18 protein-coding genes are annotated in these 21,328 nt (G+C 67.9%); 5 read left to right on the top strand and 13 right to left on the bottom strand.

All coding sequences use genetic code 11. The features are described 5' to 3' along the window. Nucleotides 1–76 precede the first annotated feature (76 nt). Both ABEA93_RS26465 and ABEA93_RS26460 read right to left on the bottom strand, forming a co-directional pair. Nucleotides 77–1,387 carry a sugar ABC transporter substrate-binding protein gene (locus ABEA93_RS26465; protein WP_345678285.1) on the bottom strand — a complete coding sequence of 437 codons (1,311 nt, stop codon included), beginning with the start codon at nucleotides 1,385–1,387 and terminating at the stop codon, nucleotides 77–79. Continuing rightward, nucleotides 1,345–2,865: a GMC family oxidoreductase gene (locus tag ABEA93_RS26460; protein WP_345678284.1), complete on the bottom strand. Its 1,521-nt coding sequence runs from the start codon at nucleotides 2,863–2,865 to the stop codon at nucleotides 1,345–1,347. Before ABEA93_RS26460 ends, ABEA93_RS26465 begins: the two co-directional genes overlap by 43 nt. Before the next feature lie 114 nt (nucleotides 2,866–2,979). On the opposite strand from ABEA93_RS26460, the gene ABEA93_RS26455 reads away from it, so the two are divergent. Continuing rightward, complete coding sequence (locus ABEA93_RS26455; RefSeq protein WP_345678283.1) at nucleotides 2,980–3,429, top strand: nitroreductase family deazaflavin-dependent oxidoreductase; 450 nt, start codon at nucleotides 2,980–2,982, stop codon at nucleotides 3,427–3,429. 54 nt (nucleotides 3,430–3,483) lie between these two features. Here ABEA93_RS26455 and ABEA93_RS26450 read toward each other — a convergent pair whose 3' ends face one another. The 10 genes from ABEA93_RS26450 to ABEA93_RS26405 all read right to left on the bottom strand — a co-directional run bounded on the left by ABEA93_RS26450 (nucleotide 3,484) and on the right by ABEA93_RS26405 (nucleotide 15,251). Further along, nucleotides 3,484–4,671 (bottom strand): lipid-transfer protein, encoded by a 1,188-nt coding sequence (locus tag ABEA93_RS26450; RefSeq protein ID WP_345678282.1) that lies wholly within the window; start codon nucleotides 4,669–4,671, stop codon nucleotides 3,484–3,486. A 25-nt stretch (nucleotides 4,672–4,696) separates the two neighbouring features. Then, entirely contained in the window at nucleotides 4,697–5,824 is a 1,128-nt protein-coding gene (locus ABEA93_RS26445) for a CaiB/BaiF CoA transferase family protein (RefSeq protein ID WP_345678281.1), read from the bottom strand. 53 nt (nucleotides 5,825–5,877) lie between these two features. Then, complete coding sequence (locus ABEA93_RS26440; RefSeq protein ID WP_345678280.1) at nucleotides 5,878–7,428, bottom strand: AMP-binding protein; 1,551 nt, start codon at nucleotides 7,426–7,428, stop codon at nucleotides 5,878–5,880. A 3-nt stretch (nucleotides 7,429–7,431) separates the two neighbouring features. Further along, a complete protein-coding gene (locus ABEA93_RS26435) occupies nucleotides 7,432–8,280 on the bottom strand; it encodes a fumarylacetoacetate hydrolase family protein (RefSeq protein WP_345678279.1) in 849 nt (282 codons plus the stop codon). 99 nt (nucleotides 8,281–8,379) lie between these two features. Continuing rightward, the gene (locus ABEA93_RS26430) at nucleotides 8,380–9,417 is read right to left on the bottom strand and encodes an ABC transporter permease (RefSeq protein ID WP_345678278.1); all 1,038 of its coding nucleotides are present in this window, start codon (nucleotides 9,415–9,417) and stop codon (nucleotides 8,380–8,382) included. Then, nucleotides 9,414–11,147 (bottom strand): sugar ABC transporter ATP-binding protein, encoded by a 1,734-nt coding sequence (locus tag ABEA93_RS26425; protein WP_345678277.1) that lies wholly within the window; start codon nucleotides 11,145–11,147, stop codon nucleotides 9,414–9,416. Before ABEA93_RS26425 ends, ABEA93_RS26430 begins: the two co-directional genes overlap by 4 nt. An 88-nt stretch (nucleotides 11,148–11,235) precedes the next feature. After that, nucleotides 11,236–12,063 (bottom strand): alpha/beta fold hydrolase, encoded by an 828-nt coding sequence (locus ABEA93_RS26420; RefSeq protein ID WP_345678276.1) that lies wholly within the window; start codon nucleotides 12,061–12,063, stop codon nucleotides 11,236–11,238. 87 nt (nucleotides 12,064–12,150) lie between these two features. Then, nucleotides 12,151–12,705, bottom strand: a complete 555-nt coding sequence (locus ABEA93_RS26415; RefSeq protein ID WP_345678275.1) for a peroxiredoxin-like family protein — start codon at nucleotides 12,703–12,705, stop codon at nucleotides 12,151–12,153. A gap of 99 nt (nucleotides 12,706–12,804) precedes the next feature. After that, the gene (locus tag ABEA93_RS26410) at nucleotides 12,805–13,950 is read right to left on the bottom strand and encodes an acyl-CoA dehydrogenase family protein (RefSeq protein WP_345678274.1); all 1,146 of its coding nucleotides are present in this window, start codon (nucleotides 13,948–13,950) and stop codon (nucleotides 12,805–12,807) included. A gap of 317 nt (nucleotides 13,951–14,267) precedes the next feature. Next, entirely contained in the window at nucleotides 14,268–15,251 is a 984-nt protein-coding gene (locus ABEA93_RS26405) for an NADP-dependent oxidoreductase (protein WP_345678273.1), read from the bottom strand. 147 nt (nucleotides 15,252–15,398) lie between these two features. On the opposite strand from ABEA93_RS26405, the gene ABEA93_RS26400 reads away from it, so the two are divergent. Beyond that, complete coding sequence (locus tag ABEA93_RS26400) at nucleotides 15,399–16,028, top strand: TetR/AcrR family transcriptional regulator (protein WP_345678272.1); 630 nt, start codon at nucleotides 15,399–15,401, stop codon at nucleotides 16,026–16,028. Here ABEA93_RS26400 and ABEA93_RS26395 read toward each other — a convergent pair. Beyond that, complete coding sequence (locus ABEA93_RS26395) at nucleotides 16,025–16,801, bottom strand: GntR family transcriptional regulator (protein ID WP_345678271.1); 777 nt, start codon at nucleotides 16,799–16,801, stop codon at nucleotides 16,025–16,027. The genes ABEA93_RS26400 and ABEA93_RS26395 overlap by 4 nt on opposite strands. Before the next feature lie 254 nt (nucleotides 16,802–17,055). On the opposite strand from ABEA93_RS26395, the gene ABEA93_RS26390 reads away from it, so the two are divergent. From ABEA93_RS26390 to ABEA93_RS26380, 3 genes are read left to right on the top strand one after another with little or no spacing between them, the layout of a single operon-like run. Further along, nucleotides 17,056–17,397: a hypothetical protein gene (locus tag ABEA93_RS26390; protein ID WP_345678270.1), complete on the top strand. Its 342-nt coding sequence runs from the start codon at nucleotides 17,056–17,058 to the stop codon at nucleotides 17,395–17,397. A 37-nt stretch (nucleotides 17,398–17,434) separates the two neighbouring features. Beyond that, the gene (locus tag ABEA93_RS26385; RefSeq protein ID WP_345678269.1) at nucleotides 17,435–19,498 is read left to right on the top strand and encodes a hydantoinase/oxoprolinase family protein; all 2,064 of its coding nucleotides are present in this window, start codon (nucleotides 17,435–17,437) and stop codon (nucleotides 19,496–19,498) included. Continuing rightward, nucleotides 19,495–21,282 carry a hydantoinase B/oxoprolinase family protein gene (locus tag ABEA93_RS26380; protein WP_345678268.1) on the top strand — a complete coding sequence of 596 codons (1,788 nt, stop codon included), beginning with the start codon at nucleotides 19,495–19,497 and terminating at the stop codon, nucleotides 21,280–21,282. Before ABEA93_RS26385 ends, ABEA93_RS26380 begins: the two co-directional genes overlap by 4 nt. Nucleotides 21,283–21,328: the final 46 nt, after the last annotated feature.

Here is a 21,328-nt window from a genome sequence, read left to right as displayed (position 1 = left end):
TCCGGCCGGTGCGGCGACCCGTCGGCACTCGATCCGCGGCGCGGCCATCCGGCGCGCCGCGGTCGACGGCAAATGGTCAGGACACGCCCCACGAGGCGCGGTACACCGTGCGGAAGTCCGCGGTCTGGACGGTTCCGGTGGACGGAACATTGTCCCGGTCGACGAGCATCCACTGGAGGCCCGAGTCGTTCGGCGGGGTCTTGCGGAACAAGCTGTTGACGGTGTCCACGGCCGCCCAGCCGAACCAGCTCCCCGGCGTCGCGTCGGTGCTCAGCATCTGTCCCTTGCGCAGCAGGTCGAATTCGGACTGAAGCCCCTCACCACCGAGGATCTTGATCTTGCTGTGCGAAGCACGGACGGCCGGAACGACGTTCGCGATGGTCGAGGCGGAGAACGCGGACTTGATGTACGTGGCTTCCGGATGCCGCGTCAGCGCGGCCTCGATCATGGTGGTCAGCCGGCCGGACACGAAGTCCGCGGTGGTGAACTCGACGCGCTGGACCACCCGGGAGCCGCCCGAAGCAGCGACAGCCTCGTTGAATCCCTTGGCCTGCCAGTATTCGACTGCGAGCTCGGTCGACTCCACCGAGATGATCTTGGCGGTGTCCTCACTGTCGGCGATCGCGTTGTGCGCCTGGTCGCTGCCGTCCTGCGCCCAGAACTGGGATTGGTTCAGACCGCCGCCGGGCCGGATCTCTCCGCTGAACCCGCGGGCGGAAGGCCCGCCGGGGGACCCTTCGTTGTCACAGTCGAAACCGTTGACGGGCACGATCACCACGCCTGCCGCCGTCGCCTCACGGAAAGCCTGCGCGGCCGCGGCGCAGTCGATGTTCACCACGATCAGCGCATTCGCCCCGGCCGCGGTCGCCTGCCTGACCAGTCCGGTGACGGCCCCCATGTTGGAATTGGCGTCGTAGATGGTGGCCTTCCACCCGATGATCTCGGCTGCCTCCTTGGCAGCCGCGGCGGGGACGGCGCCGGACTCGTTCGCCTGGCTCAAGCTCAGGATCGCTACGTTCTTCCCGGCCACCGCCGGGTTCGCGGCCAGGACGGGGGGTGTCCTGTCTCTTTGTTTCGCTTCCTGCACGACGGAAGCCGACGCGACGAACCCGACACCGCCGCTGGCCGACGGCGCCGAGCCGCCGTCGGAACTGGAGCAGCCCGTCAGCACCAACGTGCCCGTGGCGAGGAGTCCCACGAGGAGACGGGAACGGCGAGCGGACGTACACCGACGAAGAACCATGGTGATTTCCTCTTCTCTCGGCCGCGCCCCCGCCGCGGCTGTCGACGATGCGAAGATTTCTGTGCGGGGGTTCCCGGCAACGGGATTGGACGTTCGCCTTCTCATGCGTTCGCGCCTTCCGCGATCAGTTCCGCGGCTTTCCACGCGATCATCAGAGTCGGGGCGTTGGTGTTGCCCGAGGGGATCTCGGGCATGACCGACGCATCAGCGACGCGGACGTTGTCCAGTCCGCGGACACGCAGCTGCGGGTCCACGACCGCGTCCGACGCCTGCCCCATGCGGCATGTGCCCACCGGATGGAACCAGGTGTTGACCGAGCGTTCGACGTACGCGTCGAGCTCCGCTTGTGTCCGCACCTCAGGGCCCGGATGGATTTCGTCGCCGGACCAGGCAGCCATGGCAGGCGCCCGTGCGAGATCCCGGGCGACTTCCAATCCGCCGACGAGCGTCCGGACATCGTCGCTGTCGGTCAGGTAGCCCGGGTCGATCAGCGGAGGGTCGCTCGGATCGGCCGATCGCAGTCGCAGGGTGCCCCGGCTTCCCGGCTTCAGGAGGCAGGGATAGAACGAGAAGGACGAGCCGGCCGTGATGAGGCCGTCCGGCGACAGCGCGACGGTGAGAACCCCGAACTGGATGTCCGGTCCGCCGTCGCCGCTCCCGATCCGGCAGAACAATCCGACCTCGCTTCCCTGGTTGGGGCCTGCCGGAATCGGCCGACGGGCCCCGAACGTGACGGGCACACCGGGATGGTCCTGGAGGTTGGCGCCCACGGCAGGCACGTCGACACACACGTCGATGCCGTGGGAACGCAGTTCGTCGGCCGGGCCGACACCGGACAGCATGAGGATTTTGGGCGACTCGATCGCACCGGCGGCGACGACCACCTCGCCTGCCACTGCCACCGCGTGGACCTTGTCTTCCCACATGTACTCGACGGCCGACGCACGACCGCCTTCGATACGGAGCCGCTGGACGTGGGCGTACGTGCGCACGGTCAGGTTCGAGCGGCCCAGCACGGGCCGCAGACACGCCTCGGCAGCGCTCTGCCGCCGCCCGTCGGCGACGGTGAGCTGATTCCATCCCACACCCTCCGCGGAGGCCGCGTTCGGGTCCGCATTGAAGGGGTAGCCGAGTTCGAGTGCGGCGCTCATCACGGCTTCGGAGAGCGGGTTGTGCCGTTCGGGTACCGCCGGGGCGAACGGTCCCCCCCGGCCGTGATAGCGCGGGTCGCCCTCGGGAACGTCCTCAAGCGCCCGGAAGACCGGCAAAACGTCGGCGAACCCCCAACCGGGGCAGCCCATTTCCTCCCACCTGTCGTAGTCCGACGGAGCACCCCGCACATAGACCATCGCGTTGATCGCACCGGAGCCGCCCAACGCCTTGCCCCTCGGCCAGTAGATACGTCGGCCCGCCGCGGCAGCCTGGGGCTCGGTCAGATAGCCCCAGTCAAGATCCGTCCCCAGCGTCTCGCTCCAACGCCCGGGGTCGTCGACCTCAGGACGCCGGCCCCCGCCGCCGGCCTCCAGAAGGAGGACCGAGGCCGCCGGGTCCGCCGAGAGCCGTGCCGCCAGTACGCATCCGGCGGACCCGCCGCCGATGACCACGTAGTCGAACATTTCCATGGAGAACCCGGTTCCCTTCGCATCGTCGTGACTTGGTGGCGGCCGACTCGACCACCCGGCCATCTATACTGATTCATAACTCAAATATTCGGAGTGCCCGGGAGGGACACGCTCATGCACAGCACGCTCTCGCCGCGGCAGCGCATCAGGAATCGGCTGATCACAACCCTGCACAGGTGCGGCCTTGCGGTAGGTCCGACCCAATTGCTCACGGTCGCGGGCCGCCGGAGCGGCGTGCCGCGCACCACCCCTGTGGCACCGGTTGCCATGGACGGGTCGCTGTACATCGTCCAGGCGTACCCCGGGTCCGCCTGGGTCAGGAACGCCCGAGCCGCGGGCACCGGGTCGCTGGCCCGGGGGCGGCATACCCGGCAGGTCACCCTCGTCGAGCTGCCGGTATCCGAACGTGCCCGCGTGTTGCGGCAGTTCCCGGTGCAGAATCCCCGCGGCGTCGGCGCGTTCGTGCGCAATGGGCTGGTGGCAACCGGAACCCCGGACGAGTTCGCCGAAGCCGCCCACCGGTGCCCCGTCTTCCTCGCTGCCCCAAGCGGCGATCGCCCCTGACCACGCGTAGCGGGCCCTGGGACGGCACCGTCCGCGGCGCACATCGCCGCCATGTCAGTTGACCCTTTCGTACAGGGTCACCACGCACGCGCCCCCGAGACCGATGTTGTGCTGGAGCGCCACATTGGCGTTCTCGACTTGCCGTCCGCCGGCGTGTCCACGTAGCTGCCACACGAGTTCCGCGCATTGGGCGACACCGGTTGCGCCCAACGGGTGTCCCTTCGACAGAAGGCCGCCGGACGGATTCGTGACCACACGGCCGCCGTAGGTGTTGTCGCCGTCCGCAATGAACTTCTCGGCGCTGCCCTCCGGCGTCAGCCCCAGCGCCTCGTAGGTCAGGAGTTCGTTGGTCGTGAAGCAGTCGTGCAGCTCGACCACGGGGATGTCCTCGGGCGCGACACCGGCCTGCTCGTACACCTGCCGCGCGGCAGCCCGGGTCATGTCGTAGCCGACCACCTTGCGCATGTCCCCGCTGTCGAAAGTGGAGGCGGAGTCGGTGGTCAGGGACTGGGCGGAGACAACTACGGAGCTGCGGGCCGTGCCGTGCCTGCGAGCGAAGTCCGCGGAGGCCACGACCACAGCCGCGGCACCGCAGGTCGGCGGGCAGCACTGCAGCCTCGTCAGTGGGCCGAACACCTGCGGCGACGCCAGGACTTCGTCGACGGTTACGGGCTCGCGGAAGACCGCGTAGGGATTGTGCGCGGCATGCCGTCTTGCTTTCACGGCGATCCGGGCGAACATATCCGGCGCCAGACCGTACTCGGCCGCATATGCCGCGCCGGCGCCGCCGAAATACTGAGCCGCGAACGGTGCATCCGACGTGCCTTGCACCGCGCGTGTGGCTTCCTCAAGCCCGGTCAGCGGACTGGGCCGGTCGGCAAAGTGCATCGTCAGCGCACCCAGTTGCATCTGCTCGAATCCCAACGCCAGGACGCAGTCGGCGGCCCCGCTTGCCACCGCTTGGCGGGCCAGGAACAGCGCGCTGGACCCGGTGGAGCAGTTGTTGTTGACGTTGACGATCGGAACGCCGGTCCGGCCCACGCGGTACAGGGCGGCTTGCCCGGACGTGGAATCCCCGTAGACGTAGCCGACATAGGCCTGCTGGACCTGCGCGAAATCGACACCGGCGTCGAGCAGTGCCTCGCGCACCGCGCGTTCGCCCATGACGTCGTACGTCTCGCTCTTCCGCGGCGTGGTGAACGGAATCATCCCCACACCCATGATGTGAGCGCGTCGAGCCATCATTTTCCTCCTCGGAAGGGCAGGTTCACATGGACGCGCCCAGGGTGTCCGGGGCGCCGCCGTCCCATAGCCGTCGGATAGTCGCGATGTCCTCACCCCTGTGCGGCGGAGCGGGGAAGGGGCTCGTGGTCGCCGAGAAACGTGGTGCCGGTGCGGCTTGGACGACTCCGTCGAGCGTGATGTGGACCTCACGTGCGGCGAGATGCGGGTGTGCCGCTGCTTCGCCGAAGGTCAGCACCGGTGTGACGCATGCGTCGCTCCCGTCGAAGACCGCCGCCCACGCGTCGCGGGTTCTGCCCGCGAACGTCCGGGCCAGCGCGGTTCGCAAGACCGGCCATCCGGTGCGGTCGTCCTGCCGCGGCAGTGTGCCTGCGTCCAGGCCGAGTCGATCGAGGAGGAGAGCGAAGAACTGCGGCTCCAACGCGCCTACTGCCACGTACTTGCCGTCCGCACACACGTACGTGTCGTAAAACGGCGCGGCACCGTCCAGCAGATTCGCCGCGCGGTCGTCCGTCCATTCCCCGTGTGCGCGCATGGTCCAGACCAGTTGGGCGAGCGACGTCGCACCGTCCACGATGGCGGCATCGACCACCTGGCCGGCGCAGGTCCGTTCGCGTTCCCGCAGCGCGCAGAGCACGCCGAACGCCAGGTAGAGCGATCCCCCGCCGAAGTCGCCGAGAAGGTTGAGCGGGACCACCGGCTTCCCCTTGCCGGAACCGATGGCGTGCAGGATTCCGGTGACGGCCAGGTAGTTGATGTCATGCCCTGCTGTGCGCGCCCAGGGGCCGTGCTGCCCCCATCCCGTCATCCGGGCATAGATCAGACGTCTATTGCGGGCAAGGCAGGTGTCCGGCCCGATCCCGAGCCTTTCGGCCACCCCGGGGCGGAACCCTTCGACGAGGACGTCCGCTCTCTCGGTCAGGTCCAGCACGGCGTCGAGGTCGGATGCCTGCTTGAGGTCCGCGTACACCACGCGTCTGTTGCGCAGTGACCAGTCCGTGGCTCCCTCGGGCAGCACCCGGAGCCCGGTGTCCTGGGGTCGTTCGACACGCACGACGTCGGCGCCCAGGTCCGCAAGCAGCATGGCCGCGTGGGGACCGGGCCCGATACCGGCCAGTTCGATGATCTTGAGTCCGTCGAGTGGTCCTGCCATGCCTGCCTCCGAAGCCACGGTCTGTTCCGATCTGCGGTGCGGGACGGACGCGCTCAGACGCGCCGCTCGCGCCCCTGCCAGAACTCGTCGCGGAGAGTCCGTTTGAGCACCTTGCCCGCGGGCGAGCGAGGCAGCGTCCGGAAAACGACAGCCTTGGGCGCTTTGACGCTCCCCAAGCGCTCGCGGCACAGGTCGATCAGCGCCGCGGCGTCCGCCTCGGCGCCTTCCTTGAGTTCGACGAATGCGGTCACGCGTTCGCCCCACTTCTTGTCGGGCAGCCCCACGACAGCGCAGTCGGCCACCGTGTGGTGGCCCCAGAGGACTTGCTCCACCTCACCCGGGAACACGTTGAATCCGCCGGAGATGATGAGGTCGCGCTTGCGGTCCACGATGAACAGGTATCCGTCGTCGTCGAGATAGCCGATATCGCCCGTCGCGTGCCAACCGCCCGGCAGCAAGGTGGCGGCCGTGCGGACGGGGTCGCGGTGGTAGCCGCGCATCCGGAGCGAGCTGCGGACGACGATCTCGCCCCGTTCACCGCGGTCGACCGGCTTCCCGTCCACCATGACCGCGACGGTGGCAACCATGGAGGGGCGGCCGCAGCTCGCCAGGCGCCTCGCCAAGGTCGGCTCTTCCATCGCCTCGACGTGCTCGGCCGGGCTGAAGAAGGTGCAGAACATGGGCACCTCCACTTGCCCGTAGAACTGCGCCATGACGGGTCCGAACGTGCGCAGCGCCTGTTTGAGCCGGCTCACCGACATGGGCGCGGCACCGTAGAGGAAGTACCTCAGTGTCGAGGTGTCGCGGCGGAAGACCTCGGGGTGGTCGAGCAGTGCGTAGATGGCGGTGGGCGGCAGAAACAGCCGGGTCACGCGGTTGCGTTCGATGGAGCGGAGGATCTCCCCCGCATCGACTCCGGGATGGATGACGTTGCGGCCGCCCACGCTGAGGACGGGGAACACCGCGGTGCCGGCCGCATGGGTCAGCGGCGCAGCGACCAGATGCACGGGGTCCGTTTCGGGCATGTGGCAGTTGAACGCGTGGATCATGGTCTCCAGCGATCGGTGCGTGACTTCGACCGCCTTGGGTTCGCCCGTCGTGCCGCCGGTTCCGAAGTACGCTGCGACCGCTTCCGGGTCGTGCGGAGGGAGCGGCACCCGGCTGTCTTCGGGGGCCAGCCAGCCACCCGCGGCCGGCCCGCCGTCGGGCCCGTCCATGGTGACGAGCCGCTGCAGGCCGGGTACTTCGGAGCACAGCCGTTCGGCGACGTCCGCCAGCTCCGCGGAGTGCAGAAGAATCGGCGCGCCGACGGTGTCGAGGAGGCCGCCCAGTTCCCCGGTTGCGGACCGGGCGTTGAGGGAGACCCAGGTGCATCCGGCACGGAGGACGCCGAGGATGCAGGGCATGACCAGCGGGCTGTTGGCGCTCAGAACGCCGACGGGAGTCCCCGGCGCGACGCCGTCCCGCTGCAGCGCAGCGGCCACCCGGTGGGTGATTGCCTCTGCCTCGCGGTAGGTCAACGCGCCGGTGCCGTCATGCGCGACGAACGCGACCCCGTTCGGGTTGACGTTCACTCCGCGGTCGAAGAACTCGATGGCGTGCACCGGTCACGCCTCCTCGGGTGTCGGCAAGCACCGGTTGACCTGCTCTCCCAGTCCGTCGACCCAGGTGCGCAGGACCTGCCCGGCACCGAGGTAGACCGGGGGACGACGGGCGCCGCCCACGCCGGCCGGAGTCCCCGTGGCAATGAGGTCTCCCGGCACCAGAGTCACAAAGCGGCTGATGTACGCGATGATGTGTGCGACGGAGAAGACCAGGTCGCTCGTCACCGCCTCCTGCATGACTATCCCGTCCACGGAACAGCCCAGCTTCAGGCCGCTCTGGTGGTCGAGTTCGTCGGGTGTCACCAGGAACGGCCCCACCGGCGTGCTCGCCTCGAACGTTTTGCCTTGCAGGAACTGCGAGGTGCGCAGCTGCCAGTCGCGCATCGACACGTCGTTGACGATCGTGTAGCCGGCGATCGCCTCGGCCGCTTGTGCCTCGTCGACGCGTCGGGTGGTTTGGCCGATCACGACGCCGAGTTCGGCCTCCCAGTCGACGGCGTTCGATTCCGGTGGGAGCACCAGGTCGTCGCGGGCACCGATGAGGCTGCGGCTGAACTTGGCGAAGAGCGCTGGGTATTTCGGTAGGGGGAGCCCTACTTCGAGAGCGTGGTCCGCGTAGTTGGCCCCCACGCAGAAGATCTTCTCGGGCCGCGGGACCAGCGGGGCGAAGTCGGCCTCCACGAGCGCCGTGCGGGCGGCCGAGCCGTCGTCCGCGACGTCCGTCAGCGCGCGCCAATCGGGTCCGGACGCGAGCATGTCCCCGACATCGGCGAACGGCAGGTGCACCACGTGCTCCCCGTCGACGCGTCCAGCCGTTGTTCCCCAATCCGTCCGAATGGTCGTGTACCGCATGCACGCCTCCCAGTGTGTATCCCATCAAGGCCATTTTGGATACATTCAAAACGAACAATTGTCCCTTGAATCGTGTGTCGACCTCGTCCGCGCGGTGCGCTACGCCTGCATGCGACGCCGCGCGAAGTATGTGGAGACGGCCACTGCCACGATCAGCGCGGTTCCGTTGAAGACATCGCTCACCCAGCCCTTCGCGCCCGCCAACGAGAGCCCCGACACGCTGAAGGCGATGAAGAACACTGCCACGACGGCCCCGACGACGTTGAAGCGGCCCGGGCGAATCGCCGTCGCGCCGAGGAACGCGGCGGACAGCGCCTCCAAGGTCAGGGAGGTGCCGCCGATCTGCGGATCCCCCACACCGTTGCGGGCGACCAGAAGCACGCCGGCGACACCGGCCAACGTCCCGGAGAGCATGAATGATCCGCCGATGAGGCGTTCGACCTTCAGCCCCACCAGACGCGCGGCTTTGCGATTCGACCCCACGGCGTACAAGTAGCGCCCGGAAGGCGTGAAGGTCAGAGCGTAGAGAACCAGCATCCCGAACCCGACAGTGCAGATGGTGATCGCCGGAACACCGAGGACATCGTTCGCACCGAAGTCGGTGATGCTGGTGGGTATCCCGCCGACAATCGCCCTTCCGTCGGTGTACAGCATGACGAGTCCGGCGAGGAGCGTGCCGACGCCGAGTGTCGCGATGATGCCGCTTATTCCGACCCTCGTCACCAGGATGGTGTTGACGGCTCCCACGGCCACCCCGACGCCCACGCCGATCACCACCGACAAGGGGACCCCGAGGCTGTGCTCGGCCGACGCCGAGGCGACGGCGATCTGCGAGGCGGTCGCGGTGGCACCGACGGAGAAGTCGAACTCTCCGCAGATGAGCGGAAACAGCACGGCCAGCGTCACGACGATCAGGACGGACTCGTCGCCCAGAACGTTCTTGATGTTGCGCGCCGCGGGGAACGTCGACGAGGTCGCCGGGTCGAGGCAGAAGAACACAATGATGGCGGCCGTCAGCAGAAGGAGAGAGTAGCGCTCCAGGAAGAGGGACACGCGGCGCCGTGACGGGACTCCGGCGTCCGGCGGCTGCACGTCCGCGGTGCGTCCCTCGTCGACCAGGGTGACTTCGGTGGTCATACCTTCTCCTCCTTGACCGATCGGAAGGCGAGTTGGTGAAGTCTGGCCGCAGCGATGTCGCCGGGGCCGAGTTCGCCCGTCACCCGGCCCTTGTTCAGGGCCAGCACCCGATCGCTGATCGCGGACAGTTCTTCGAAGTCGGAGCTGACGACGATCGCCGCGGCACCGGCATCCACAGCGGTGCGGACGATCCGGTGGATCTCGGCACGGGCGGAGACGTCCACGCCCTGACTGGGCTCGTCGAGCAGGAGTACCCGCGGCGCGCCCTCCAAGGCATGTGCCATCACGGCCTTCTGCTGGTTGCCTCCGGACAGGGTGCCCATCGGCTGCGCCCCGCTCCGCGCCCGGATCACATAGCGCGAGATCATGCGGGCGACATCCCGCGCTTCCGCACGGCCTTTCACCGCCGGCCAGGCCCAGTAACGGTTGAGCCGGTTGGCCGTGAGGTTGTCGCCGAGCGGCATGTCGGCGAACACGCCCTCACCCGCCCGGTCCTCGGGGACATAGGCGAAGCCCGCCCTGATCGCCGCGGGGACCCCGTCGATGCGGACCGGTCGCCCGTCCACGTGAATCTCTCCAGCGGTGAGAGGGGCAAGGCCGTACAGCGATCGCAGCAGGCGTGAACGACCGCTTCCGAGCAGCCCGGCGATGCCCAGGACCTCGCCGGGCATGACGTCGAAGGAGACGTCCGAGAGCTGTCCGCCGCACAGTCCGTCGACCCGGAGCACCGGGGTGTCCGCACGATCGGCTGCCGAGTACGGTTCCGGGGACGAGGCTTCGCCCGACGCACCTGCGAGGAGTCCGACCATCGCCGGCTCGGTGATCTCGCCGCCTCCGAGCGTGCGGACCAGGGCACCGTCCCGGAGAACGGAGACCGTGTCGGCGGTTCGGGCAACCTCGTCCAGTCGATGGGAGATCAGCACAATCGCGTAGCCGTCGTCGTCGGCGAGGCGCCGCACCGTGGCAAGAAGGCGGTCGGCCTCGGCCGCGGGCAGGCACGCGGTCGGCTCGTCCAGGACCAGGACCTTGCCCGACTGTTCCTCCTCCTGCAAGGCGCGGGCGATCGCCACCAGGGTGCGGTCCGGTGCACTGAGATCTCCGAGCGACCGATCCGGATGCGCGGTGACTCCGAACCGCTCGAGTACCGGCACGACGCGCGATCGGATATCCCGCCACCGGATGGGACGCACCCCCGGGTGGTCGTAACCGCGGGCGATCGCCAGGTTTTCGGCCAGCGTCATGTCGTCGAAAACGCCCAGGTCCTGATGGACGAAGCGCAGGCCCGCGGCAGCGGACCACCCGCTGCTGATCCGATCGGCGTCGACGCGTCGGCCGTCGACCTCGATCGAGCCGCCGGAGTCCGCCTGCGAAACCCCCGCCAGGATCTTGACCAGACTGGACTTGCCCGCACCGTTCCCGCCGATGAGGCCGTGCACGCTGCCCCGCCGCACGGTCAGCGACACGTCGCGCAAGGCAGCCGTCGGCCCGTGGTGTTTGGAGACCCCCGAAATGGTCAGCACGGCTTCGCGCTCCCGCGGCGAATCGCCGGCCGTCGTCGCATTGTCGTTCATGACGCGTCCTCGAAGACGCTCGTCTCGGCATGCCGATCGAATTTCACGGAAGTTCCCCTCTGCGGTGGCCAATCCCCCCGCGGGGCCCACTAAACGACTGAGGCTTTCTGTATACCATTCTCTCTTGATTGGATACAAGAGCGAGGAATACTGATCCATTGATGCTACGGAGCCAGGATCACCTGCGGTCACTACGGGGTCGGCGGCGGCACCGCCCGAGGAGGTGCCGCCGCCTCATGGGGACGTCTCAGTCCCGGTCCTCCCGGGCAAGGAACCGCAACAACTCGGGGACGATGCGCTCATGGGCGTCTTCCTGCATGAAGTGCCCTGCGTCCGCGAGCCGGATCACCGTGGCGTCGGGGAAGGTTCCCTGCCACTGGGTCTCGAGCATCTCCGGCGTGAACGACACGTCGTTCATGGGCCAGACGATCCACACCCGGCGTCCGCGGAACTCGCGTCGGAGTCCGGCCTCCAGATCGGTGAGGAACCCGGCTATGGGTCCGACCGGCCCGGTCGGGATTTCCCGTGGGAACGCGAGCACGCCCGCCCTGCTCGACCATGTGGGATGCGGCGCCAAGTACGCACGGCGAACCGCGGGCGTGAACCGTTCCGGGTGCACAGTGCCGACCTTGAACAAGAACATCCGGTGCATGAAAGCCATGCCCTTGACCAGCAGTTCACCGAGCAGGGGGGTGCGGAAGAGCTTCAGGGGCGTCGGAATCCGGAACAGCTCGGGGTTGTGGACCGTCGTATTGAGGATGAACAGCCCCGACACGCGCTCCGGATGCGCGACCGCCCACGCGAGCCCGAGCCCGCCCCAGTCCTGGGGGACGACCGTGACATCGTGCAGATCCAACGAGTCGAGCAACGCGCTCAGGCGGCGAACGTGGTTCTCGGTCCGGTAGAGGGCGGCATCGCCCGGTTTGTCGGATCGCCCGAATCCGAGGAAGTCCGGGACTACGACACGGAATCCGGCTTCCACGAGCGGCGGGATGAACGCACGGTAGACGAACCCCCACGTCGGATTCCCATGGATGAGCACAACAGCGGGTGCTGCGGGGTCACCCTCGTCCACATAGTGAAGTCGGCCGTCAGGGGTGTCGAACCATTGCGGTCGAAACGGCCACAGGCCGTCGGCAGTCCAATTGTCGTCCACGTCGGCCTACTCCGCCGTCGACGGTCGCCGGGCGACGGAGCCCGCGAAACCGAGCAGCTCGTCGACCGACCACTGGTCGCTCGAATGCGTGCCGTAGTAGCACGCGACGATCGTCCCGGTCTGATCGATGAGGAAATCCGCCGGGAGGCCGTAGCGTCCGCCTTCAGGGTTCAGGGAGGGCACGGCGCCACGCCTCCGGAGCAACTTGCCCGCGCTGACCGCGATGCCGTGGACCATGGGCCACCAGGCCCGGGGGTTCAGCAGTGCGCGTGCGCCGGCTTCCACCCCGAATTGCCGGTAGAGCTTCTTGTGCGGATCGCCGATGACAGTGAAGGGCAAGTCCGCAGTGTGTTTGAGGAGTTCCTCCGCAGATGTATGGAAGACCACGACCTCGTGGATGCCGGCAGCCACGACTTCGTCGTGCCGACGTACAAAGGAGCGCAAATGAAGATGACAGATCGGACAGCCGGCGAAACGCCGGAACTGAATGTGCGTCAACCGGTCCGGATCAGGCACCGGTACGGACTTCCCCAGCGCCGAGGTCGACGAGAACTCGCGCACGCGAGCCCCGACCTCAAGTCGACTTCCCCCTGCTTTACTTGACATGAATATGGTCCCCTCGCATGCAATGAGGTGCTTGGACTACGCGATCGAGGGCCGTCAGCGGACCAGAGAACGACCGATGATTTCCTTCATGATCTCGGTGGTTCCGGCGTAGATGCGCGAGACGCGGCCGTCGATCCAGGCCTGGGCCACGGGGTTCTCCAGCATGTATCCCATGCCGCCGTGGAGTTGGACACAGGAATCGACGACACGGCCCTGCAACTCGGTGCACCACCACTTGGCCTTGGCCGCATCGACCGGTGTCAGCCGTCCGGCGTTGAGTTCGTCGACGCAACGGTCGAGGAACGCCTGGGCCACGTCCACTTCGGTGACCAGTTCCGCCAACCGGAATCGAACGGACTGAAGATCGATCAGTGGCCCGCCGAAGGCTTGGCGCTCTCGAACGAAGGCGAGTGTCCGGTCGAGCACCGCGGCGGCCTGGGCTAGTCCGGCCGCCGCTATCGACAGACGTTCCCGCGGCAGGTTGCGCACCAACGCCGCGAAGCCCGCGCCTTCCGCACCCAGGAGGTTCGCGGCTGGAACTCGGGCATCGGTGAAGAACAGCTCGGCGGTGTCCTGAGCGTGCATTCCGACCTTGTGCAGCGGCGTCCCCCTCCGGAAGCCCGGAGTGTCGCGCTCCACAACCAGCAGGCTCAGACCGCGGTGCGGGTGCGGCCCGGTGCGGACCACGGTGATGACAAGATCCGCGTTCACTCCGTTGGTGATGAACGTCTTGGCACCGTCGACGATGTACGTGTCGCCGTCCCGGACCGCCTTGGTCCGGATGCCGGCCAGATCGGAGCCGGCCCCGGGCTCGGTCATCGCAATCGCGGTGACCGCTTCGCCTGAGGCGATCCGCGGAAGCCATCGGGCGCGTTGTTCGGCGTTCGCGCATTCCAGAAAGTACGGCAGGCAGATGTCGGCCTGGAGAGACATCCCCAGCACTGCGGGAGCGACCCACGCCCGGGCGGCTTCCTGCTGCAGCACAACGCTGAACCGGAAGTCGTCGACGCCGTCCCCTCCGTACTCCTCGGGGGCCATCATGGCGAGGAGACCGAGTGCGCCCGCCTCGCGAAAGACACTGCGGTCGACGATGCCGGACCGTACGAAGTCCGAATATCGAGGGACGACCTCCTTTGCGAGGAAGGCACCGACCATGTGACGAAACAACTCGTGCTCGGCTCCGTACTCCGCGCGCTTCACCGGGAACCACCGACCGTGCGGAGGCCATCGGATTGCGAGTGGAGTAGATCCGGTGCGAATCGGCGGGGTTCGGGCCGCGGCGTTCGCAGACGTCCGTTCATAGAAACCCTCGCTCGTGTGCCTGCCGAGGCCGAGGGGCTCACCGGCAGAATCCGTGGAGGCAAGGCTGATCACCCATAGGCGTACAGCGTACCCAAACGATAGGAGTGCCACCCGAGGGCGTCAAGACGAAAGGAGCCGGCCCCGTCGGGCCGGCTCCCGGTCGAGCACCGCGGCGTCGGACGTCCGATCAGCCGCGCAATCCAGCCTGCGGATCATTACTCCTGGTCCGGCGTGACACTCAGGACGATCTTTCCTCGGATGTGGCCCTGCTCCGCTCGCTCGTGCGCCTTGGCCGCATCGGGCAGTGCGAAGACGCTGTCGATGCCCACCCGGACACGGCCCTGATCGATGAGCCGGGCCAGTTCACCCAGCTGGCCCCCGTCGGAGTGGACCTGGCCGGAGGGGAAGGTGATTCCGCGTTTCACGGCGGGACCGCGGTCGTACTCGGCGATGAAGACATGGCTGATCGTGCCGCCGTCCTTGACGACGAGCGGAAAGCGATCGCCGTGCGGACCCCCGACCGTATCGACGAGGTGGTCGACGTCGGCCGTCAGGGTGTCGAACGGCGTGGTGGTGTAGTCGACGAACTCGTCGGCCCCGAGCATGCGGAGGAAGGCCTCATGGCGTCCGGAGGCGACGGCCACGACATGAGCGTCACGGACCTTGGCAAGTTGGACGAGGAAGTGCCCCACTCCCCCGCCGGCGCCGTTGACCAGCACGATCCTGCCGCTCTGCAGCCGGATGTGGTCGAAGAGGAATTGGTAGGCCGTGAGTCCGGCCATGGGCACGGCGGCGGCATGGATGTGGTCGATGGATGCGGGCTTGCGTGCCAGGTCCGCGGCAGGCGCGGTGGTGTATTCCGCGTATCCCATGCCCCCGTGATCGAGCGGTGGGAAGCGGATGAGGCCGAACACCTCGTCGCCGGGCCGCCATTCGGTGACCCCCCGGCCGACCGCGGCAACGACGCCGGAGATGTCGGAGCCCGGGGTGAACGGCAGCGCAACGACGGGGCGGAGGGGTTCGGGAATGTTGGCGAAGCCTCGGCGCGCGTACCAGTCCGGCGGGTTGAGACCGGCGGCGTGGACGCGGACGAGGACTTCGTCGGGGCCGGGCTCGGGGCGCGGGAGATCCTCGTAGGTCAACACGTCGGGGTCGCCGAAGGTGTGGACGCGCACGGCTTTCATCATCGGTGTCGACACAGGTTCTCCTCGTCGTCGCAGATGCTCGCCCCCACGCGGCGCGGGGCACGGGTATCGTCGGAGCACCGCTCCGGATAGCGTGCGGAGCAGTGCTCCGGATGTTATTCGGAGCACTGCTCCGGATGTCAAGCGGCGAGGAGTTTCGCAATGGCCGATTCGCACACGTCCCCGGTGGACCCGCCTCGCGGGCAACGCGCCGACGCGCAACGCAATTACGAACGCATCCTGGCCGTGGCCCGCACCGTCGTGGACGAGCAGGGCACGCAGGCCTCCCTGCGCGACATCGCGCGCCGCGCAGGTGTCGGGCTGGGTACGCTGTACCGGCACTTCCCGACCCGGGACGCACTGCTGGAGGCCCTGCTGAGACAGGGCTTCGACCGCCTTGCCGCGGACGCCGACACGCTGGCCCATCGCCGTGATGCCGGAGAAGCACTGACGGAGTGGCTGCGCGACCTCACCCGCGGCTCGACCGCGTTCCGCGGCCTGCCGGCGTCGATGCTGGCGACTCTCGCGGACGCGGAGTCGCCGTTGCACACATCATGCCTGGCCATGCGCGAAGCCGCGGCCCGCCTGCTCGAACGCGCTCAAGCCGTCGGCGACATCCGGCCGGACATCGACGGAACGGACCTGTTTGCTCTGATCAACGCGGTGGGCTGGGTCTCCGAACAGGCACCGCCCCTGGCCGACCGTCGCGAGCGGCTCTTCGGACTGGTCATGGACGCGCTCAAGCCGAGCGCCCAGGTGAGGTCCGGCCCGGGCGTCGCGCCCTCCGGCTAGGCCGAAGGTACGAATCCGCCGCCGGCCTTCGCCATGGCGACGGCTTCAGGAAGGACGAAGGGCGCATGCCGCTCCGCCGTCATGAGGGCGATCGCCGTGGAGGCGATGTGGTCCACCATCAGCTCGCGGGCGCGCTCCCGGTCGCGTGCCTTGCATGCCTCCACAATCCGACGGTGCTCATCGACTTTGGCCTCCATCGCCTCGTCGTCGATTTCCTGCCGCAGCAGAACCCGCTGGTAGCGCTCGGCATGGTCGAAGAGCTGCGCCATCTGCTCGCGGAGTCGGCCGCTGGCCCCCTGGCGCAGACACGCGTGGAAGCGCTCGTGAGCCTCCGCATCCCGGTTCGCGATCCGCTCGACATCCGCGTCGAGTTGCTCGAAGTCCTCCCGGCGCAGCATGGGGACAGTGAGCCAGGTGGCCAGGCCCTCGCCCATGACCCGCAGGGCGTAGAGGTCGTCGAGATCGCGCATGCTCAGCGAACTGATCCGGACCGACCGATGCGGGCCGGCGCTGACGACGAGCCCTTCGCGCTCAAGCAACCGCAGCGCCTCGCGCAGCGGGGTTCGACTCACCGACAGGCGGCGGCTCAGGTCGAGTTGGGTGATCTCGCTGCCGGGGGCGAGCGTCCCGTCGAGGACGAGCTTGCGCAGGATGTCGTGTACGGTCTTCGTCCCGTTGCCGGAGATCTCGGGGTCGGATGCGCCTTGCGAGGACGGCTTCGAGGCAAGGCTCACGATTACCACCTGTTCTTCTGCCGGATCATGGTCACACATCGTTTCTTCCCAGCGTACACAGGACCGACCACCTTGGATCCAAGATGTCTGGTTTCGGCGCCCCTGCCTCCTTCCGGTCGGCAGCCTCCGGCGTAGCGCCAGATTGGATGCCACTTGTGACATATTGGATACAACTCTAGCCAGGTAAGAAACATCGGTGTAATCATGGGATCCATTCAGGGACTGAGATCGTCGTCGACGAGAGGAGTCCGAGTGATGCCCCACTCCGCGGAGCGTTTCCGGAGACGGACGCAGTGACCGCACCAGCCGACGCCTCGGCGCGCGACCTCCTCGCAGGCGGCCTCCGCGCGGCCCCGGGCAATGTGTTGTCCGTTCCGGAACTCGCGGCTCTCGCCCGCCAGTCCGGTATCGATGCCGGTCGATTCGACGGCGCCCTCGCCGAACTTGCGAGACTCGGCATGGTCGTTGTGCTCGAGCATCGTTCGCCCGATCCGCACTTGGCCTCGATCGACCTCCGGACGGCCGCCGCGGTAAATCCCGACCTGCCCGACGGCCCCGAACACGCCCGCCGGATCGCCCAAGAGCATTGGGAACGCCGGCTGCGTTCCTTCCTTGCCGCACATCGGTGCGGCTGAGTCCTCCCCCCCAACGCCGATTGACAGGAGTGGTTTCATGCCGATCCGAGCCGCCGTTGACATCGGGGGCACTTTCACTGATGTCGTGGCGTACGACGACAGCAGCGGCCGACTCCTGCTGGGAAAGACCCTCAGTACGCCGCAGGACCTGATCGACGGAGTCTTCGGAGGCCTGGCCGCCACGGGGCTCACGCCCGAAGAACTCGCGTTCGTGATCCACGGCAGCACCGTCGTGGTCAATGCCCTGATCGAGCGCAAGGGGGCCCGGACCGCGCTGCTCACCACCTCGGGCTTTCGCGACGTATACGAGATCGGGCGGATCAACCGGCCGGACGCCTTCAACCTCGCATTCACGAAGCACCAGCCGCTGATTCCCCGGGACATGATCTTCGAAGTGCCGGAACGGATGCGCGCCGACGGATCGGTCGCCACGTCGCTGGACGAGGACGCGACGCGCGTGGTCGCCCGGCAGCTGTCCCGGCTCGGTGTCGACGCTGTGGCGGTGGCGTTCCTCCACGCCTACCGCAACCCCGTCCACGAGGCACGGGTCGGCGAGATCCTGCGTTCCGAACTCCCCGGGTGCTACGTCACGCTGTCCCACGAGATCAGCCGCGAGTACCGCGAGTTCGAGAGGACGTCGACCGTCGTCGCGAACGCGTTCGTGGGCCCGCTCGTCAGCGACTACCTGAGCCGGCTCGATCGGCGGCTTTCGAACGCCGGCGCCGAGGGGACGCTCGCGGTGATGCAGTCCAACGGCGGCGTCTCAGACGTCGTGACGGCCTCGACCCAGTGCGTGCAGATGCTGGAGTCCGGGCCCGCGGGGGGCGTCGTGGGCACCATCGCGCTCTGCGAGGCCTTGGGGATGCGCGAAGCCATCGCCTTCGACATGGGCGGGACGACCGCCAAGTCCGCGGTCATTCGCGATCTGACGTTCCCCGTGGCCAGCGACTACTTCCTGGGCGGATATCGCACCGGTCTCCCGCTGCGAATCCCCTGCCTGGACATCGTCGAGGTCGGGACCGGCGGCGGAAGCATCGCATGGCTCGACGCCGCGGACGGCATCCATGTCGGGCCGGAGAGCGCTGGCGCGGATCCGGGTCCCGCGTGTTACGGCCGCGGGGGCTCCGCCGCGACGATCACTGACGCCGCCGTCGTCCTCGGCCACATGGCCCCCACGGGCCGCCTGGCCGGCGAGCTCCACATCGACGGTGAAGCCGCGTTGTCCGCTGTCGCCGGCCTCGCCGCACGATTGGGCCTCGACGCACGTGCGGCGGCCGCGGGGATCATCGCCATCGGAGCGGCTGCGATGGCCAACTCGGTGCGTGCGGTGACCACCGAACGTGGCCTGGATCCCCGGGACTTCACGTTGTTTGCGTATGGCGGCAACGGACCGCTGCACATCTCGCTGATCGCCCGCGAACTGTCGATCCGCAGGGTGGTGATTCCGCCGGCTCCGGCACTGTTCTCCGCCATGGGCATGCTCATGGCCGACGCCCGCCTCGACGTCGTGCAAAGCGGGGTGATCACCTTGGACGAAACGTCCGCGGACGTCGTCGAAGCCGCCTTCACGAAACTCCAGGCCGAATGCGCGCAACGGCTCGGCGAGGGAGGCGTCCGGTTCTCGGGCGTCGAGTTCGTCCGTGCGGCCGACATGCGCTACATCGGCCAGGAGCACACGGTCACGGTGCCCGCGCCGGCTTTGCTCTGGGATTCCTCGGGCCTCGACGACTTGAAGCGGGCCTTCGACAGCGCGCACGAGCAGCGCTACAGCCACAGCGCGCCCGCGGAGTCGGCGCAGATTGTCAGCCTCAGGGTCTCTGCTGTGGGAAAGCTCGCAAAGCCCGACCTGGCCAAGCTCCCGTCGGGCGCAGTGGCGCCCGTGCCCAGGGCACGCGTCGGCTCACGACCGATGGTGTTCTCCCCCGGCGGAGAAGCCTTCGACGTCCCCGTGTACGCACGGGCCGAACTGTTGGCGGGCAACCGGATCACCGGACCCGCGGCGATCGAGGAACCCACGTCGACGACGCTCCTTCGGCCCGGGGACGCGCTCGAAGTGGACGCATTCGGCAATCTGCTGCTGGAGATCGGAGCACGTCCGTGAGCAACCCGCCGATTCCCTCGACCGCCGCCCAGGGCACCGCCGAAACAGCATCCGAGATCGACCCCATCACTGCGGAGATCATTCGCGCGGCCTTCGTCTCCATCACCGGTGAGATGAAGACCAACCTGATGCGTACCGCGTACAACCTGATCATCTACGAGGCCCAGGACTTCACCGTCGGGCTGTTCGACGCCAACGGGGACACCATCTCGGTCGGGTTGGGCCTGCCCATGTTCGTCGGAGGCCTTTCCGACGCGATCAAGGCGAAGCTGGCTTTCTATGGACGCGACGGGATCGAGCCGGGGGACATCCTGCTCACGAACGACGCGTACATCATGGGCAGTCATCTCAACCACATGATCTTCACGCTGCCGATCTTCCACGACGGCGAACTGGTCGCGTTCGCCGCCTCAATGGCGCATTGGATCGACGTCGGCGGCGTTCTCGGCGGGACGACGACGGACATCTACTCGGAAGGGCTCCAGGTCCCGATCGTCAAGATCTTCAAACGGGGGGTCCAGGACGACGAACTGACCCGCCTCATCGCCACCAACGTCCGGTTCGAAGATCTGGCGATGGGCGATTTCCGCGCGCAGATCGCCGCCATCCGCACGGGCGAAGCACGCATGCTCGAACTGCTCGGCCGCTACGGGCGAGACGTCGTCGGCGCGAGCATCCGAGATCTCTTCCGGCGCAGTGAGGCATTGGCGCGGCAAGCCGTCCGCCGGATCCCCGACGGGGACTACCACGCGGAAGCGTTCATGGACGACGACGGCGTGCGCATCGGGGAACGGGTCCCGGTCCGCGTGCGGGTCTCGGTCCGCGACGACGTCATGACGATCGACCTCAGCGCCATGAGTCCGCAGGTCGCCGGCTACTACAACTCGGGTGAGACCGCCGGACGTTCGGCCGCCCAGGTTGCTTTCAAGTGCCTCACATCGCCCGGTGGCTACCCCATCAACGATGGTGAACTGCGCCCGCTGCAGATCGTGCTGCCTCCCGGAACCGTGGTCAGCGCGCGGAAGCCGGCCGCGATGCGATGGTGGATGACCTATCCCATGACCGTGGTGGACTGTGTGTTCCGCGCCTTGTCCGAGGCGCTGCCGGACCACACCATCGCCGGCCACTACGCGGACCTCGGACTTACCTACACTTACGGAATCGACGAACGCACCGGCCGCTTCTTCCAGTACCTCGGGGGGCCTCAGGGCGGTGGCTGGGGAGCGACGTCCGGGGCCGACGGCCAAAGCGCCACCATCTGCATCAACGACGGGGACACCCACAACGCCCCGGTGGAGGTCACGGAGGCGAAGTACCCCATGATCACGGTGGAGGAATACGCCTTGCGCCGGGATTCCGGTGGTGCGGGCACCTTCCGCGGCGGACTGGGCACCCGGATGAAGGTCCGCGTACACACCGCCGCTCGGCTGGATTCGTGGATCGAACGGACCGTCGGACGACCGTGGGGGCTCTCGGACGGCCTCGACGCGGCCCCCAACGCCATCCGCGTCGAACGCGCCGACGGCCGTGAAGTCCACTTCGGCAACGGCAAGGTGCAGACCTTGGACCTTGCGGCCGGCGACTGCCACGTGGTGGAACTCGGCGGCGGCGGGGGGTTCGGACCTCCGCACGAGCGGCCCGCCGAGCGGGTCTTGGCCGACGTGCGCGCCGATTACGTGTCGGCCGAGGCCGCACTGGAGTTGTACGCCGTCGCCGTGGTGAAGGACCACGAGGGCGTGTGGCGCATCGACGAAGAGGCCACCGCGGCTCTGCGCAGCGGCTGATCGGCCCAGCCTCTTCACCACCGGGTCCGCCGACCCCGCCGAGCCC

The sequence above is a fragment of the Yinghuangia aomiensis genome (assembly GCF_039542225.1).
GTDB lineage: Bacteria > Actinomycetota > Actinomycetes > Streptomycetales > Streptomycetaceae > Yinghuangia > Yinghuangia aomiensis.
This window is presented reverse-complemented; position numbering and strand designations above follow the sequence as displayed.